The organism is Streptomyces shaanxiensis, assembly GCF_039537145.1.
Lineage (GTDB): Bacteria > Actinomycetota > Actinomycetes > Streptomycetales > Streptomycetaceae > Streptomyces > Streptomyces shaanxiensis.
In genome coordinates, this window is sequence record NZ_BAAAZY010000007.1 from 338067 (window position 1) to 351592 (window position 13526).

Below are 13526 nucleotides of genomic sequence, written 5' to 3' on the forward strand. Positions count from 1 at the left end.
ACATGGCCAGGACCAAGGAGTTCGATCCCGAAGCCGCGCTGCAGGCAGCCCTGGAGCTGTTCTGGCAGCGCGGCTACGAGGCGACGTCGATGTCCGACCTCGTCGAGCGTCTCGGCATCGGCCGCGCCAGCATCTACGCGACCTTCGGCAACAAGCACGAGCTCTACCTGAAGGCGCTGGAGCGCTACGACCGGGCGGGACTCCCGCCGATCGTGCGGGAGCTGTCCCAGCCGGGGCCCGCGCTGCCGGCCGTGCGGAAGGTCGTCCGGCGGTACGCGGCCGAGGCCGCCGACGCACAACTGCGCCTGAACGGCTGCCTGGTCACCAACACGGCGGCGGAACTCGCCCCGCACGACCGGGCCGCCGCGCGGCAGGTGGAGCGCAACTGGGACCAGCTGGAGACCGTGCTGCACTCGGCACTGGTCCGCGCCCAGGCCCAGGGAGAACTGTCCGCAGACCGCGACCCGCTCACCCTCGCCCGGATGCTGCTGGTCCTGCTGCAGGGCCTCAGGGTCGTGGGCAAGGCGTCGCCGGACCCGGCCCGCGTCCGGGACGCGGCGGAGCAGGCGCTGACCCTGCTCGACTGAAGCGCCTTCCGTCCGGAGGGCGTTTTTTCAGGCCCGAATACTGAACCGATCGGTCAAGAAAAAGGGGAGATCATGACCACCGCAGCACACCGCACGCGCTTCACCGACAGGACCGCCCTCGTCACCGGCGCGGGCTCCGGCATCGGACGGACCATCGCACGGGCGCTCGCAGCCGAGGGAGCGAACGTCGTCGTGGTCGGCCGCGGGCGGGAGGCGCTCGACGGGACGGTGGCGCTGATCGAGGAGGCGGGAGGCAAGGCCCTGGCGGTCACGGCGGACGTCTCGCGCGCCGCCGACGTACAGGCGGCCGTGGCCACCACGGTGGACCGCTTCGGCTCCCTGGACGTGGCGGTGAACAACGCGGGCGTCTTCCGGGGCGGCGCCCCGCTGGCCGACCTCTCCGAGGAGGACTGGCACACCCAGCTCGGCATCAACGTCACGGGCGTGTTCCTCGCCCTGCAGGCCGAGATCCACCAGATGCGCACCCAGCCGAACGGCGGCGCGATCGTCAACATCGCCTCCACCTTCGGCGTGCACGCCCGTCACCCCGGCGCCGCCGCCTACGCCGCCACCAAGGCCGCCGTCTCCGTCCTCACCAGGGGCGCCGCCCTCGACCACATCCGCGACGGCGTCCGCATCAACGCGGTCAGCCCCGGCGCCGTGGACACACCCATGTCCCTGCGCCCCGGCGAGACGGACTCCGACCGGGCCGACCGCGCCCGCACGGCCCTTCCCCTCGGCCGCGTCTCGACCACGCACGAGGTGGCCGCGGCGGTCCTCTACCTGGCCTCGGACGACGCCACGTCGGTGGTCGGCACCGACCTGGTGGTGGACAGCGGCGCGACGGCCTGAGCGCACGCCCAGGCGCTCGCTCACACCTTCACGGCCTCGTACCTCACCCCGGTCAACCGCGCCGATTCCCCCCACAGCAGTTCGCCCGCCCGGTCGTCGAGGGTCCAGGGCGCCCGCCAGGACGGGGCGGGTGAGCCGCGCCAGCCGGCGAAGGACGGGCCGGTGAAGGAGTCGGGGCGGACGCCAGGGGCCGTGGCGGCGTACAGGATGGGCAGGGCGCCGGCCTCGGCGGACTGGGCGAAGACGCGGTTGCCGATCCGCATGAGGCGCTCGCCGGCCCGGCGCCCGGACATGCGCGGCCCGGCGGTCTGCAGGTTGGTGTCCGCGTACCCGGGATGGGCGGCGGCCGCCACCACCTCCGCTCCCTGGGCCGCGAGCCTGCGGGCCAGCTCATGCGTGAAGAGCAGGTTGGCGGTCTTGGACCGGGCGTAGGCGATCCAACGCCGGTACCGGCGCTCGCTGTTGAGGTCGCCGATGTCGATGTTGGCCATCGCGTGCATCGGACTGGAGACGGTCACCACCCGCGCGCCCGGCGTCCCGAGCAGCGCGGGCAGCAGCAGGCCGGTGAGCGCGAAGTGCCCGAGGTGGTTGACGCCGAACTGCGTCTCGAAGCCGTCCACCGTCGTGCCGTACGGCAACGCCATCACCCCGGCATTGTTCACGAGCAGGTCAAGGCGGTCGTCCGGGAACGTCGCGGCGAACTCCCGCACGGAACCGAGGTCTCCGAGGTCCAGCCGCCGCAACTCCGCCTGCGCGCCCGGCACTTCGGAACGGAGTCGCTCCACGGCCGCCACGCCCCGCGCCTCACTCCGGCACGCGAGCACCACCCGGGCACCCCTGCGCGCCAGCTCCCGCGCCGTGACGTACCCGAGCCCACTGTTGGCCCCGGTGACGACGGCGACCCGGCCGCCCTGGTCGGGGATGTCGTACGCGTTCCAGCCGGACATGACGAAGCTCCTTCCGGTGGCCACTGGGGTTCAGCCTACGAGGGTGGGGACAGCCGAGCTCACGCAGAGTCGCGGCGTCGCGAGGGAGTCGTCACCGTGCTCGTGGCCGCGGTCTGACGTCCGTCGGTTGCGGGCCGAGGTGTCCGGTGCGACCGTTTTCGAGGGGGTCGTGCCGCGAGCCCGGCAAGGGACGCCCTTGCAGGCGACGGCATTTCGCGTCGATGCACGACCGCACCTCGATCCACCTTCCCCGGCTACGTGCCGCTCCGTGCATCGGCGTGTGTCCAACCAGCGGGGGCAAGCACACAGAAAGCGGGAAATTCAATGGCGAACGGACCCATGGACAGGCGCGCCTTCGGCGAGCAGCCCGATCGACCCAGCGGCCCCATGACGGGCCAGAGCTCGGAGTACACCGGTCGGTACGTGGTCCTGCTCGACCCGAGCAACCAGGAAAGCGGCCTGAACGCACTGCGTTCCAACGCTGACATCGCGCCCGTCGAACGTGTCCGAGGATCCGACACCACAAACATCGCCGAGCTCCTCGAGCGCCCCGACGTCTCGGTGCTCTTCGAGGACCTCGCCGCCGCCGTCGTCGAGGTGCGGCCCGACCAGCGCCACGCGCTGGTGACCACGGCCGAGGCGGAGCCCTCGATCATCGCCGCCGAACCGGAGCGCATGGTCTACGCCATGCCGATCACGGCTCCGCACCAGGCGCCGACCGAGTTCTTCCCTGCCTTCCGCAGCGACGAGGACGTGGTCAGCGCCCACACCCAGGCCGAGATGGCGATCACCCAGGGCCCGGCCTGGGACGAAAAGACCTCGACCTGGGGCCTTCAGGCGATCAAGGCCAACATGACCCACCTGACCGGCAAGAACGTGAAGATCGCCGTCCTCGACACAGGCGTCGACACCGACCACCCGGACCTGGCCGGGCGCATCGCCGGGGCGGTCTCCTTCGTACCCGGCGAGAGCGCCGAGGACGGCAACGGACATGGCACGCACTGCATCGGCACCGCCGCCGGTCCGGCCAGCCCCCAGCAGGGCCCCCGCTACGGCGTGGCACCCGACGCACAGATCCTCGCGGCGAAGGTGCTCAGCAACGTGGGCACCGGCAGCGACGGCCAGATCCTGGCGGGCATCGCCTGGGCCATCTCCCAGGGCGCGAAGGTGATCTCCATGTCGCTGGGCGCCCGGGTCCGGCCGGGTGAGCTCTTCCCGAAGACGTACGAGGACCTGGCGCAGCGCGCGCTCAAGCTCGGGACGGTGATCGTCGCCGCCGCGGGCAACGACAGCCTCCGGCCGGGCGCCATCGTGCCCGTCAGCCGGCCCGCCAACTGCCCGTCCATCCTCTCGGTGGCCGCGCTCGACAAGGCGCTCTGTCCGTCGTACTTCTCCAACGGAGGGATCAACGGCGCGGGTGGCGAGATCAACATCGCCGCGCCCGGCAGGGACGTGCGCTCGGCCGCCCCTGGCGGTGGGTACCAGAACCTGAGCGGCACCAGCATGGCCACACCGCACGCCGCGGGTGTCGTCGCGCTGCTCGCCCAGGCGTTCCCCAACGCCTCCGCGACCCATCTCATGTCCCTGCTGAAGGGCAGTGCGTTCCCGCTGGTACAGCCTGCGGGAGACGTCGGCACGGGCCTGCTCCAGGCTCCGTGAACGAGTCCCCCCAGCCCGAGGCGGTCGGGGTCATCCTCGCGGTCGACCCCGACCGGTTCGCGGAAGTGGTGGATGCCCTGCGGCGCGCAGGCCTGACGGTCACGGGTGAGCAGCCGATGCTCGGCACGCTCTCCGGCACCGTGGCCGGGGACCGGATACCGGCCCTTCAGGCGGTCGACGGCGTCGAATCCGTCGATCTGGAGCGGATCGTCCAGCTCCCGCCGCCCGACTCTCCGATCCAGTGAGACCGAGACGGTTGCCCCGGATCCTCGGACCGGGGCAACCGTCTGCCCGTCAGCTGTCGCAGCCCACCCCGTCGTTGTCGCGGTCCAGGTGGGAGGCGTAGCCGGGCTCGCCCCGGTGGACCGGGGCGGCACCGGCGGCACGGGCCTCGCTGCAGTTGGCGTAGTAGACGTCGTCGCCGGACGAGTCGCCGCTGTCGACGGAGGTGGAACCGCTGTCGGCAGCGGGCGCCGCGGTGACCGTCGCGGTGACCTTGATCGTCTTCGTGGCCGTCACGGTCGGCGCCGGTTCGGGTTCCTCCGCCGGTGCCGTCGTGGTCGCCGTGACGGTGACCGTGGGCTGCGGTGAAGCCGCTGTCGGCTTCGCCTCGGTGTTCTTCGAGTCCTCGCCGGATGTGCCACCCGCGCCGATGCCCACAAAGAAGGCCAGGGCGAGTGCGGGCAGTACGTAGCGTTTCCGGGCCCATTTCGGCGCCGGGCGGTATGGCGGCTGCGGCATGTGTGGTGCGACGTACGGATTGGTCATGTCATCCCCCCACTGGTGTTGCGTGAGGGGATGACCGTAATGCCCAGCGTCCGAATGTGGAGGAGATGTGTCTGTTCCGTGACCGCTGTCGCTACGAGCGGAACGGACCCGTCACCTCATAGGTGATCCCGCCCGACGAACTGCCGCTCGTCCCCCGCTGGCTGGAGAAGTACAGCCGTGCCCCGTTCGGCGAGAACGCCGGCCCCGTGATCTCCGAGCTCGACTGGCCGTCGATCCGCAGGAACGTGGCGACGATGTCGTCCGGCGTGATCAGGCAGATCTCCATGTTGCCGCCGTCCTCGGCGACGAAGAGGTCGCCGGAGGAGGAGCCGGTGATGTTGTCGACGCCGGTGAGGGGGGCCGTGCCGTTGACGAGGGAGTCGTCGTACGCCAACTCGTAGGTGCTGTTGGTGAGGTTGAGCTGCCAGACGCGGTTGTCGCCCTTGGTCGTGAACCAGACCGTGTTGTCGGCGTAGTGGCAGCCCTCGCCGCCGTTGAAGGACTTGGAGCCCGAGACCTGGGAGCGGGTGGCGGTCGGGGAGCCGTCGGGGTCGGGGACGTTCGCCCAGCTGAAGGAGCCCGAGGTGCCGGAGCCCGCGACCATGACCTGGAGCGTGCCGGAGGACAGGTTGCCCCAGGTCGTCGGGACGAAGCGGTAGAAGCGGCCGTTGGACTCGTCCTCGGTCAGGTAGATCACCTGACGCACCGGGTCGGCGGCGGCCGCCTCGTGCTTGAAGCGGCCCATCGCGTCCCGGCGGGTCGCCGCGTTGACGCCCCACGGGTCGGTCTCGTAGACGTAGCCGAGGGACACCTCCTCGCAGGACAGCCAGGTGTTCCACGGGGTCTTGCCGCCGGCGCAGTTCTGCCGGGTGTTGGACAGGATGCGGTACGCGCCCGTGATCGCGCCGGTCGACGAGAACTTCACCGCGCTCGCGCCGCCGGACGGGTTGATCTCCGAGTTGGAGACGTAGATCCAGCCGCTGCCGTCGGTGTAACAGGCGCCGCCGTCAGGGGCGTTGTGCCAGGTGTACGACGTTCCGGAGACCGTCTGGCCGGATCGGGCGATGACCCGGCTGGTGAAGCCGCTGGGGAGTCTGATGCCGTTGGCGTCAGGGGAGCCGAGCGGCCCGTAGGGGCTGGGGCCGGGTTGCGCGGGGGCCGCGTACGCGGCGCCGCGCCACAGGGTTCCGCCGAAGACGGCGGCAGAGCCGCCGAGGACGGCCGCACGCAGGAGGTTACGACGTTCCACTCTCACTCCAAGAGGTGGAGTACCGCCCCGCCGCCGGTCGGCGGCGGGGGTCGTGCCTGGGGGGCGGCATGGAACCTAGGGCCGCATGGTGGACGGGCCGTGGCCAACGCATGACCGTCGGACGGCGTGCCTGGGTGCTGCCTGTGCACCGCCCATGAGTGCTCAGTTGAGTGCTACCCGCGCGCGCTCCCCGGAGTGCAGTCACCTGTATGCGCCCCTCGCGTGGCCTCGCGGTATGCGCCCGCCCGAGTACCGCCGCGGGTATACGCCCGCCTGAGTCCCGTCGCGCGTAAACGCCCTCCTGAGTACCGCGGCCCGCCTGCACCCCCGTAAGCACGGCCGCGCGTATCGGCCCCCCTGAGCCCCGCCGCGCGCATGCGCCACCCTGAGTACCCCGGCACGCGTGCACCCCTGCGTACGGCCGCCCGCATGCGCCCCCTGAGCCCCCCCGGGCACACTCACGCCCGCAACGCCGGCACCCCCCGCTTCCGCTGCCCGGGCTTGTCGGGCGCCGGACCATGACCCTCGCGCGGCGCCTCCGCCGAGGGCAGCCGGATCACCGCGTCCAACCCGCCCGCGGCCGCCGCGTGCAGGCTCGCCTCGCCGCCGCTCGCGTGCGCGAGCCGTTGGACCAGGGACAGCCCCAGTCCCGTCCCGCCCTTGGGGGCGCCCGGCGCGCGCCAGAAGCGGTCGAAGGCGCGGGCGCACTGCTCCGGGGTCATACCGGGGCCCTCGTCGGTGATGTGCAGGTCGACCCAGGCGGGGCGGGCGTCGCGCAGGGCGCGGCGGGCCGGCACATGGAGTCGTAGTTCCATGGTCACGGTGCTGTCGGACGGCGAGGCGCGCAGGGCGTTGGACAGCAGGTTGTCCACGATCTGCTCGACGCCGCCGGGCACGGCGAGCACCGGCCCCACACTGCCCGCGAACAGCACCAGCGAGACCCGTTGCTTCTCGAAGAGCGGCTGCCAGGTGCGGTGCCGTTCCGCGCAGATCGCACCCACGTCGACCGGGCCGGGTGTCGCGGCGTTCTCCTCCAGGCGGGCCATCGCCAGCAGGCCCTCCACCATCCGCGAGAGCCGGTCCGTCTCGGTCACCGCCGCGGTGAGGCTGCCCCGGCCGCGGGCGGCGACGTTCGGCTCCAGGTTCTCCAGCCGCAGTCGCAGCGCCGCGAGCGGCGTCCTGAGCTGATGGGACGCCTCACCCGCGAACGCGTGCTGGGCGTCGAGGAGATGGGCGAGCCGGGCGGCCGTCCGGTTGAACGCGGCGGCCAGCGCCCGCACTTCGGGCGGGCCCTTGGTGATGGTCACCGGTGTGGCCACCCCGCCGTCCGCCAACTCGTGGGTGGCGAGCTCCAGTTCACGGATCGGGCGGCCGGTCCAGCGGGCGATGGCGAAGCCGACCACCGCGACCGCGGTGAGCACACCGAGCCCGCCGAGGCCGAGCAGCAGCCAGACGTGATGGACGCGTTCGTGCACCGTCCGCGTCGGCAGCGTCAGCCATACGGCCCCCTGCAGCCCCGAGGTGTGCCGGATGGGCACGGCGACCGACAGGTACTCCACGCCGCCGATGGTCGACGTGCGCACGTCCACCGTGGAGGTGCCGTGCAGGGCGGCCGCGATGCCGGGGCGGGAGGCGAGGTTGGAGGACATGACGGCGGCCAGTGGGTGCGAGGTGGCGAGCAGGGCGCCCGAGGCGTCCACGACCACGACCTTCCCGCCGACGCGCTCGGCGCAGTGGATCACCCGGCGCGGCAGGTCCCGCTCCGCCCGCCCCGCGCTGAGGGACAGCGAGGCGTACGCCGACACCGACTCGGCCTCGTCCTTCGCCACGCTCACCACCCGCTCCCGCTCACTGCGCGAGTACACGAAGCCCAGCGGGATCTCCAGGCAGACCAGGACGAGCGCGGCGAGGCTCAGATAGCTGAGCAGCAGCCGGCGGGTCATGGTGAGGACACCTGCTGCCCGCCCGGCTCGGTCTGCACCGCCAGCCGGAAGCCGACGCCGCGCAGCGTCTGGATCCACGCCGGGTCGCCCAACTTCCGCCGCAGCGAGGCGACATGGACGTCCAGCGTCTTGGTCGGACCCTCGTAGTGCGGATCCCACACCCGGTCCAGGATCTGCTGCCGGGAGTAGACCGCGCCCGGATCCTCGGCCAGCAGCGCCAGCAGCTCGAACTCCTTGGGCGTGAGGGCCACGGGCATCTCCCCGACCCAGACCTGGCGGGTGCGGCGGTCGACGACGAGGGGACCGGGGGCGTACGCGGGTCGGGCCACGGTCTCGTCGTACGACGCGGGCGGCGCGGCCTCCTGCGCCGGGGGCGGCGCGATCTCGTACGACGGTGACGGCCCGGTCTCGTACGACGACCGCGGCAACGCGGCAGCCGCCGGCTCCGCCACCGCCTCCGTGCGCTGGGTCCGCCGGGTCACCGCACGCACCCGGGCCACCAACTCCCGCACGCTGAACGGCTTCGCCAGATAGTCGTCCGCCCCGAGCTCCAGCCCGAGCACCCGGTCGGCCTCCTCACCCCGCGCACTCAGGATGATGACCGGCACGTCCGAGACCTGTCGGATGCCGCGGCAGACGTCGATGCCGTCCATGTCCGGCAACCCGAGGTCGAGCAGGACGACATCGCCGTACGGCCTTCTCAACCCCTCCGCGCCGGTGGTGACGTGATCGACCGTCAGGCCGAAGTTGCCCAGTCCCTCGGCGAGCGGTTCGGCGATCGTCTCGTCGTCCTCTATGAGCAGCACTTGTATGCCCATGGGTCCCGTCTCTCGAATTGACAATCTCTGCCCTGAAGTCAACACGCTACAGCCGACAAGCGCTTTCATGGACATGCGACAAAGAATGTCCAATTCCTGGGCGCGCTCTGGCCTTCGCTTAACCTTCGTCTGGTGCGGCCCCCTCTACGGTGTGATGACCTGGCCGAACTCCCCGCTGAGGAGAGACCGTTGAAGGCATTGCTGGACCGCGCGCGCTCGTTCAAACGACGGGTTGATTTCGAGAGCGGTGAATACCGGAAACTGGCCGACGGGCAATATCCCGAGGCACTCTTCATTACCTGCTCGGACTCACGGGTCATACCCGCCCTGATTACCGGCGCACGACCCGGAGAGATATTCGAGCTGCGAAACGCGGGCAATATCGTCCCGCCGTACGGCAGCCCCGGCGCGTCCGGGGAGGCCGCCACCGTCGAGTACGCGTTGGAGGTGCTCGGCGTTCAGGACATCATCGTGTGCGGTCACTCACACTGCGGCGCGATGGGGGCCCTGAAGTCCGGCGACGACCTCTCCTCACTGCCCGGTGTGGACGCCTGGCTGCGACTGGCCCGCCCCGAACTGGCGTCGGTCCTCACGTCCGCCACCGACGACCCGTCGCTGCCGGACGTGGCGCAGGGCAACGTCGTCAACCAGCTTGCCGTGCTGCGGACCTACCCGGTGGTGCGGCAGCGGCTGGACGCGGGGCGGCTGCGGCTGCACGGCTGGTACTACGAGGTCGACACCGGGCAGGTGCACGAGTTGGAGGGTGACGGTCTGTTCCGGGTGCACAGCGGATGAGCGGGGCGCATGCGCGCGGGCGTACGCGCACCAAGGGCGGTCCACCGAAGAGCGGGGCCGCCTGGGCGCCGAAACCGCCGAAGGCCGGGGCGACCGGAGGGCCGAAACCGCCGAAGGGCGGGGGCGTCGGCGCTGGGGGTGGCAAGCTCGACCTCGCCAACGAGATCACCGCCTCCCTCGTCGTCTTCCTCGTCGCCCTGCCGCTGTGCATCGGCGTGGCCGTCGCCTCCGGTGTCCCCGCCGAGCTCGGGATCATCTCCGGGGTCATCGGCGGTCTGGTCGTCGGCGCGGTGCGGGGCAGCACGCTCCAGGTCAGCGGGCCGGCCGCCGGGCTCGCCGCGCTGGTCGCGGAGACGGTGCTGGAGCACGGCGTGGCGATGCTCGGGGTGATCGTCCTGTTCTCCGGCATCCTGCAGATCGTCCTCGGCGTCGTACGCCTCGGCCGGATGTTCCAGGCGATCTCCATCGCCGTGGTGCAGGGGATGCTCGCCGGCATCGGGCTGCCGCTGATGTTCAGCCAGGCCTACCCGATGGCCGACCACAAGGCCCCCGGCACGCCGATCGAGAACATGGCCGGAATACCGGACCTGTTCGCCGACATCCTCACCGACTCGCAGGCGATGATCGCCACGCTGCTCGGCGTCGTCACTATCGTGCTGAGCTTCCTGTGGAAGAAGGTGCCGGGCCCGGCCAAGAAGATCCCGGCCGCGCTGGTCGCGGTCGGCATCGGCATCGCGGTCGCCGCGCTGCCCGGCGTGGACGTCAAGACGCTCCAGGTCGGCAATCTGCTGGCGTCGGTGCAGCCGCCGGGCGCCGAGCAGTTCGCCGGCCTCGCCGACACCGCGGTCATCACCGCCATCCTCACCTTCACGGTCATCGCCTCCGCGGAGAGCCTGTTCACCGCGGCCGCCGTGGACCGTATGCACAGCGGCCCCCGCACCCGCTACAACACCGAGCTCATCGCCCAGGGCGCCGGCAACACGGTCGCGGGCGTCCTCGGCGCCCTCCCGATCACCGCCGTCGTCGCGCGCAGCTCGGCGAACGTCCAGGCCGGCGCGAAGACCCGCCTCTCCCGCACCCTGCACGGCCTGTGGCTGCTGGCCTTCGCGCTGCTGCTGCCACAGGTCCTCGCCCTGATCCCGATCTCGGTGCTGGCGGGCGTCCTCGTGCACAGCGGCTGGAAGCTGTTCGCGCCGGAGGAGTTCCCGAAGATGTGGCGGCAGGACCGGGGCGAGTTCGTCGTCATGACGGTGACGACGCTGGTCATCGTGGCGACGGCACTGCTCGAAGGCGTCCTGCTCGGTCTCGCGGCCGGGATCGTGCTGGCCGCCCTGCGGATGTCCCAGACGGTGATCCGGCAGCACATCGAGGACGACACCGCGAAGGTCGTCATGGCCGGCAACGCGACGTTCCTGCGGCTGCCGCAGGTGATCGACGCGCTGGAGTCCGCGGCGGCCGCGGGCAAGGCCCGCATCCGCCTGGACCTGACCGGCGTGACCCACCTGGACCACGCCTGCCGCAACCAGGTGGAGGAGTTCACGGCACAGCAGCGGGGGCTGGGGCTGCGCGTGGAGCTGCTGATGCCGGGCCCGGCGAAGACGGAGCCCCCCGTCACCACGGCACCCGAGCCGACGCCGGCCCCGACTCCGACCGCACCGCCGGCCCCGAGCCCGGACGCCGAGTGGTTCTACCTGGACACGCGGCCGCTTCCCGGCGGTTACGACGACTATGTGGAGCGCCCGCCGCTGGTGCGCTGAGCGGACCCGCGCCATGGGCCCTCGAAAGAACGCGTTCCGGCTCGGTGAACCACCCGCACCGCAGGCCCGTCTCTCCTCGTGACCACCACACGCACAGGGGGAGCAGACACCTTGACGGGCAAGGACGTTGAGCAGACCGACGAGCGGGGTTACGGCCCGGGGCCCTGGTGGGCGGAGCTCGGGACCTGGGGGGCCGTCGGACTGATCGCCTTCGGGTGTCTCGTGGCGGCGTGGGGCTTCCTCCGGCTGCCCGGCGCCCCGGAGGAGATGGCGACCGGCTACTACATGGCCGCCAAGATCGTCGCCGTCGGCCTGGTGGTCGCGGGAAGCTCCCTCCTGGGCCGCCGCTGCGGCCGAGTCGCGGCCACCGGGGGGACGAACGGGACGGATCGCGCCTGACTGATCGCACGACGCCGAGACAGCCTCCGGGCAGAGAAGAGGGCGGCACCCCCGCACGGGTGCCGCCTCACCTGCGTCTACCTGCGAACTCTCCGTTTTGTAGGGTCGGCAGGGCACTTTCAGGGCACGTCCGCCAGAGCCTCATCAATGAGTGCGGCCGTCGTGTCCTCGTCGTCCTCGTACAGATGCACGTACAGATCCAAGGTGATCGACGGCTTAGCGTGACCGAGGCGCCGCTGCACCTTCTTCACCGACGCGCCATGCTTGATGAGCACCGAGGCGTAAAAGTGCCTCAGATCGTGCGTCGTCGTCCCCTGGGGGACGCGCAGCGGCGACTCGGCGGCGGCCAGTTGCTTGTCTGCCCGCTTCACCATGCGGGCCCACAGCTTCGCCCACGACCCGCGCCGGATCGGGTCGCCCGTCTCGCTCACGAACAGCAGCCGGGCCTTCCTGGTCCTCGGCTTCCTCGGGTCCGTCCGGTCCTCGATCTCCACTTCGGCCGGCGGGTACGCCTTCAGGTGCTCCTCGATAGCTGCCACGGCAGACACCGACAGCGGCACTGTGCGGTAGCTCTTCTCCGTCTTCGGCTCCCCGATGTACGGCACGCCCTTGTCGGGGCCGATGAGCTGCTGCTCAACCTCGACCGTTCCGGCCACCAGGTCGACGTGCTCAGCCTCCAGTCCGAACAGCTCGGCCTGCCGCAGGCCCGTGGTCGCTGCCAGGCGCATCAAGGCCCGGTAGCGGGACGAGGCTGCGGCCAACAGGGCTCGCACTACTGCGGGGTCAAGCGGCACCACCTCGGGCTTGCGGATCTCGGGGAGGTCGATGCCGTGGCAAGGGTTCGCACGGATGATGCCGTCGTAGTGGGCTGCGGCCATCACGCCGAACAGGGCATTCCACGGGGTCCGAAGGCTGGACGGGGCCAGGACGGCGGAGCGGTCCTTTACCCATGCCCTGATGTCCGATCGCTTGATGCCGGCGATCTGCCGGGTACCGAGCAGCGGGTAGACGTGCAGCCGCAGCCCCCGCTCGACGTTGGACTCCGTCCGCTCGCGGTGTGTCGCCGTGGTACGCCACTCCTCGGCGTAGTCCCGGAGCGTCTGGCGGCGCGTGACGCGGTCTACGTACTCACCCTTGTCCAGCTCGTTGGTGATCTCGGCCGCCCGCGCGTCGGCTGCGGTGCGCTTGGCGAAGTTTTCCTTCTTCTGCTCGCCGGACGGGTCCCGGTAGCGAACCTGCCAGCGCTTCCCCACGCCATGCTCAGCGGACGGACACACGGTCTTGGTCTTCGTGCTGTGTTCCTTGCACGGCTCGGCGTCGGCCGGCGGTCGGGACAGGTGCCAGCGGTCATACACGTCAGCCATCAGTTCCCCCTCCCGCCAGAGCAAACCGAGTCAGCCATGAAGTGGCGCGCATTCTGGTGGGGTTCGTCACCGTTTCGGGTCATGCCGCGCATCGGCCTCCGATCTCTTCAGCGTCGTACTTGTCGAGCGCTTCGGCGTCGTACAGAACATGCCGACCACGCCTGATGAAGCACTTCGGGCCGGTTCCGGCGTAGCGCCAGTAGCGGACAGTTGCGGGCGACGTGCGGTAGCGCTCGGCGACTTCCGCAGTCGTCAAGTACCTCTTCATGACGTCCTTCCTGAAAATCAGGGGTGGCGGCGGGCAGAGTGCCAGCGTGTGTCCGAGGTGCGGATTTCTGCGTCATTGCGTCAGGCACGTCATTTGCGGGTCTGACCTGCGGCTATGCGG

General features: G+C 71.0%; 14 protein-coding genes. 7 read left to right on the forward strand and 7 right to left on the reverse strand.

The features are described 5' to 3' along the window. The first annotated feature begins 2 nt into the window (after window positions 1-2). Both ABD932_RS10660 and ABD932_RS10665 read left to right on the forward strand, forming a co-directional pair. Complete coding sequence (locus tag ABD932_RS10660; protein ID WP_345011071.1) at window positions 3-587, forward strand: TetR/AcrR family transcriptional regulator; 585 nt, start codon at window positions 3-5, stop codon at window positions 585-587. A gap of 72 nt (window positions 588-659) precedes the next feature. Beyond that, a complete protein-coding gene (locus tag ABD932_RS10665) occupies window positions 660-1439 on the forward strand; it encodes an SDR family NAD(P)-dependent oxidoreductase (protein ID WP_345011073.1) in 780 nt (259 codons plus the stop codon). Window positions 1440-1459: 20 nt separating this feature from the next. Here the strand turns inward: ABD932_RS10665 and ABD932_RS10670 are convergent, their stop codons facing one another. After that, on the reverse strand, window positions 1460-2386 hold the full coding sequence (locus ABD932_RS10670) for an oxidoreductase (RefSeq protein ID WP_345011075.1): 927 nt from the start codon (window positions 2384-2386) through the stop codon (window positions 1460-1462). A 324-nt stretch (window positions 2387-2710) separates the two neighbouring features. Between ABD932_RS10670 and ABD932_RS10675 the strand changes: the two genes are divergently transcribed. Together ABD932_RS10675 and ABD932_RS10680 are read left to right on the forward strand one after the other, a co-directional pair. Then, entirely contained in the window at window positions 2711-4045 is a 1335-nt protein-coding gene (locus tag ABD932_RS10675; protein WP_345011077.1) for a S8 family peptidase, read from the forward strand. Next, window positions 4042-4290, forward strand: coding sequence for a hypothetical protein (locus ABD932_RS10680; protein WP_345011079.1), 249 nt, complete (start codon window positions 4042-4044; stop codon window positions 4288-4290). Before ABD932_RS10675 ends, ABD932_RS10680 begins: the two co-directional genes overlap by 4 nt. A gap of 49 nt (window positions 4291-4339) precedes the next feature. On the opposite strand, the gene ABD932_RS10685 is transcribed toward ABD932_RS10680, so the two are convergent. The 4 genes from ABD932_RS10685 to ABD932_RS10700 form a co-directional block, all read right to left on the reverse strand. Next, window positions 4340-4813, reverse strand: coding sequence for an excalibur calcium-binding domain-containing protein (locus ABD932_RS10685; RefSeq protein ID WP_345011081.1), 474 nt, complete (start codon window positions 4811-4813; stop codon window positions 4340-4342). Between the two features lie 91 nt (window positions 4814-4904). Further along, window positions 4905-6062: an alkaline phosphatase PhoX gene (locus tag ABD932_RS10690; protein ID WP_345011083.1), complete on the reverse strand. Its 1158-nt coding sequence runs from the start codon at window positions 6060-6062 to the stop codon at window positions 4905-4907. A 458-nt stretch (window positions 6063-6520) separates the two neighbouring features. Then, window positions 6521-8005 (reverse strand): sensor histidine kinase, encoded by a 1485-nt coding sequence (locus ABD932_RS10695; protein ID WP_345011085.1) that lies wholly within the window; start codon window positions 8003-8005, stop codon window positions 6521-6523. Then, complete coding sequence (locus ABD932_RS10700) at window positions 8002-8823, reverse strand: response regulator transcription factor (protein ID WP_345011087.1); 822 nt, start codon at window positions 8821-8823, stop codon at window positions 8002-8004. The genes ABD932_RS10695 and ABD932_RS10700 overlap by 4 nt, the downstream gene beginning before the upstream one ends. Before the next feature lie 189 nt (window positions 8824-9012). Here ABD932_RS10700 and ABD932_RS10705 point away from each other — a divergent pair, with 189 nt between their 5' ends. The 3 genes from ABD932_RS10705 to ABD932_RS10715 all read left to right on the forward strand — a co-directional run bounded on the left by ABD932_RS10705 (window position 9013) and on the right by ABD932_RS10715 (window position 11774). Beyond that, complete coding sequence (locus tag ABD932_RS10705; RefSeq protein ID WP_345011089.1) at window positions 9013-9618, forward strand: carbonic anhydrase; 606 nt, start codon at window positions 9013-9015, stop codon at window positions 9616-9618. Continuing rightward, window positions 9615-11375 carry a SulP family inorganic anion transporter gene (locus ABD932_RS10710; protein WP_345011091.1) on the forward strand — a complete coding sequence of 587 codons (1761 nt, stop codon included), beginning with the start codon at window positions 9615-9617 and terminating at the stop codon, window positions 11373-11375. The genes ABD932_RS10705 and ABD932_RS10710 overlap by 4 nt, the downstream gene beginning before the upstream one ends. Before the next feature lie 111 nt (window positions 11376-11486). Further along, a complete protein-coding gene (locus ABD932_RS10715; protein WP_345011093.1) occupies window positions 11487-11774 on the forward strand; it encodes a hypothetical protein in 288 nt (95 codons plus the stop codon). Between the two features lie 119 nt (window positions 11775-11893). On the opposite strand, the gene ABD932_RS10720 is transcribed toward ABD932_RS10715, so the two are convergent. After that, window positions 11894-13162 (reverse strand): site-specific integrase, encoded by a 1269-nt coding sequence (locus ABD932_RS10720; protein ID WP_345011095.1) that lies wholly within the window; start codon window positions 13160-13162, stop codon window positions 11894-11896. A gap of 55 nt (window positions 13163-13217) precedes the next feature. Then, the gene (locus ABD932_RS10725) at window positions 13218-13406 is read right to left on the reverse strand and encodes a helix-turn-helix domain-containing protein (RefSeq protein ID WP_345011097.1); all 189 of its coding nucleotides are present in this window, start codon (window positions 13404-13406) and stop codon (window positions 13218-13220) included. Window positions 13407-13526 lie beyond the last annotated feature (120 nt).

Coding starts and splice junctions, on each gene's coding strand:
- ABD932_RS10665 (WP_345011073.1), top strand. CDS start 660: ATGACCACCGCAGCACACCGCACGCGCTTCACCGACAGGACCGCCCTC.
- ABD932_RS10670 (WP_345011075.1), bottom strand. CDS start 2,386: ATGTCCGGCTGGAACGCGTACGACATCCCCGACCAGGGCGGCCGGGTC.
- ABD932_RS10675 (WP_345011077.1), top strand. CDS start 2,711: ATGGCGAACGGACCCATGGACAGGCGCGCCTTCGGCGAGCAGCCCGAT.
- ABD932_RS10660 (WP_345011071.1), top strand. CDS start 3: ATGGCCAGGACCAAGGAGTTCGATCCCGAAGCCGCGCTGCAGGCAGCC.
- ABD932_RS10725 (WP_345011097.1), bottom strand. CDS start 13,406: ATGAAGAGGTACTTGACGACTGCGGAAGTCGCCGAGCGCTACCGCACG.
- ABD932_RS10695 (WP_345011085.1), bottom strand. CDS start 8,005: ATGACCCGCCGGCTGCTGCTCAGCTATCTGAGCCTCGCCGCGCTCGTC.
- ABD932_RS10685 (WP_345011081.1), bottom strand. CDS start 4,813: ATGACCAATCCGTACGTCGCACCACACATGCCGCAGCCGCCATACCGC.
- ABD932_RS10700 (WP_345011087.1), bottom strand. CDS start 8,823: ATGGGCATACAAGTGCTGCTCATAGAGGACGACGAGACGATCGCCGAA.
- ABD932_RS10710 (WP_345011091.1), top strand. CDS start 9,615: ATGAGCGGGGCGCATGCGCGCGGGCGTACGCGCACCAAGGGCGGTCCA.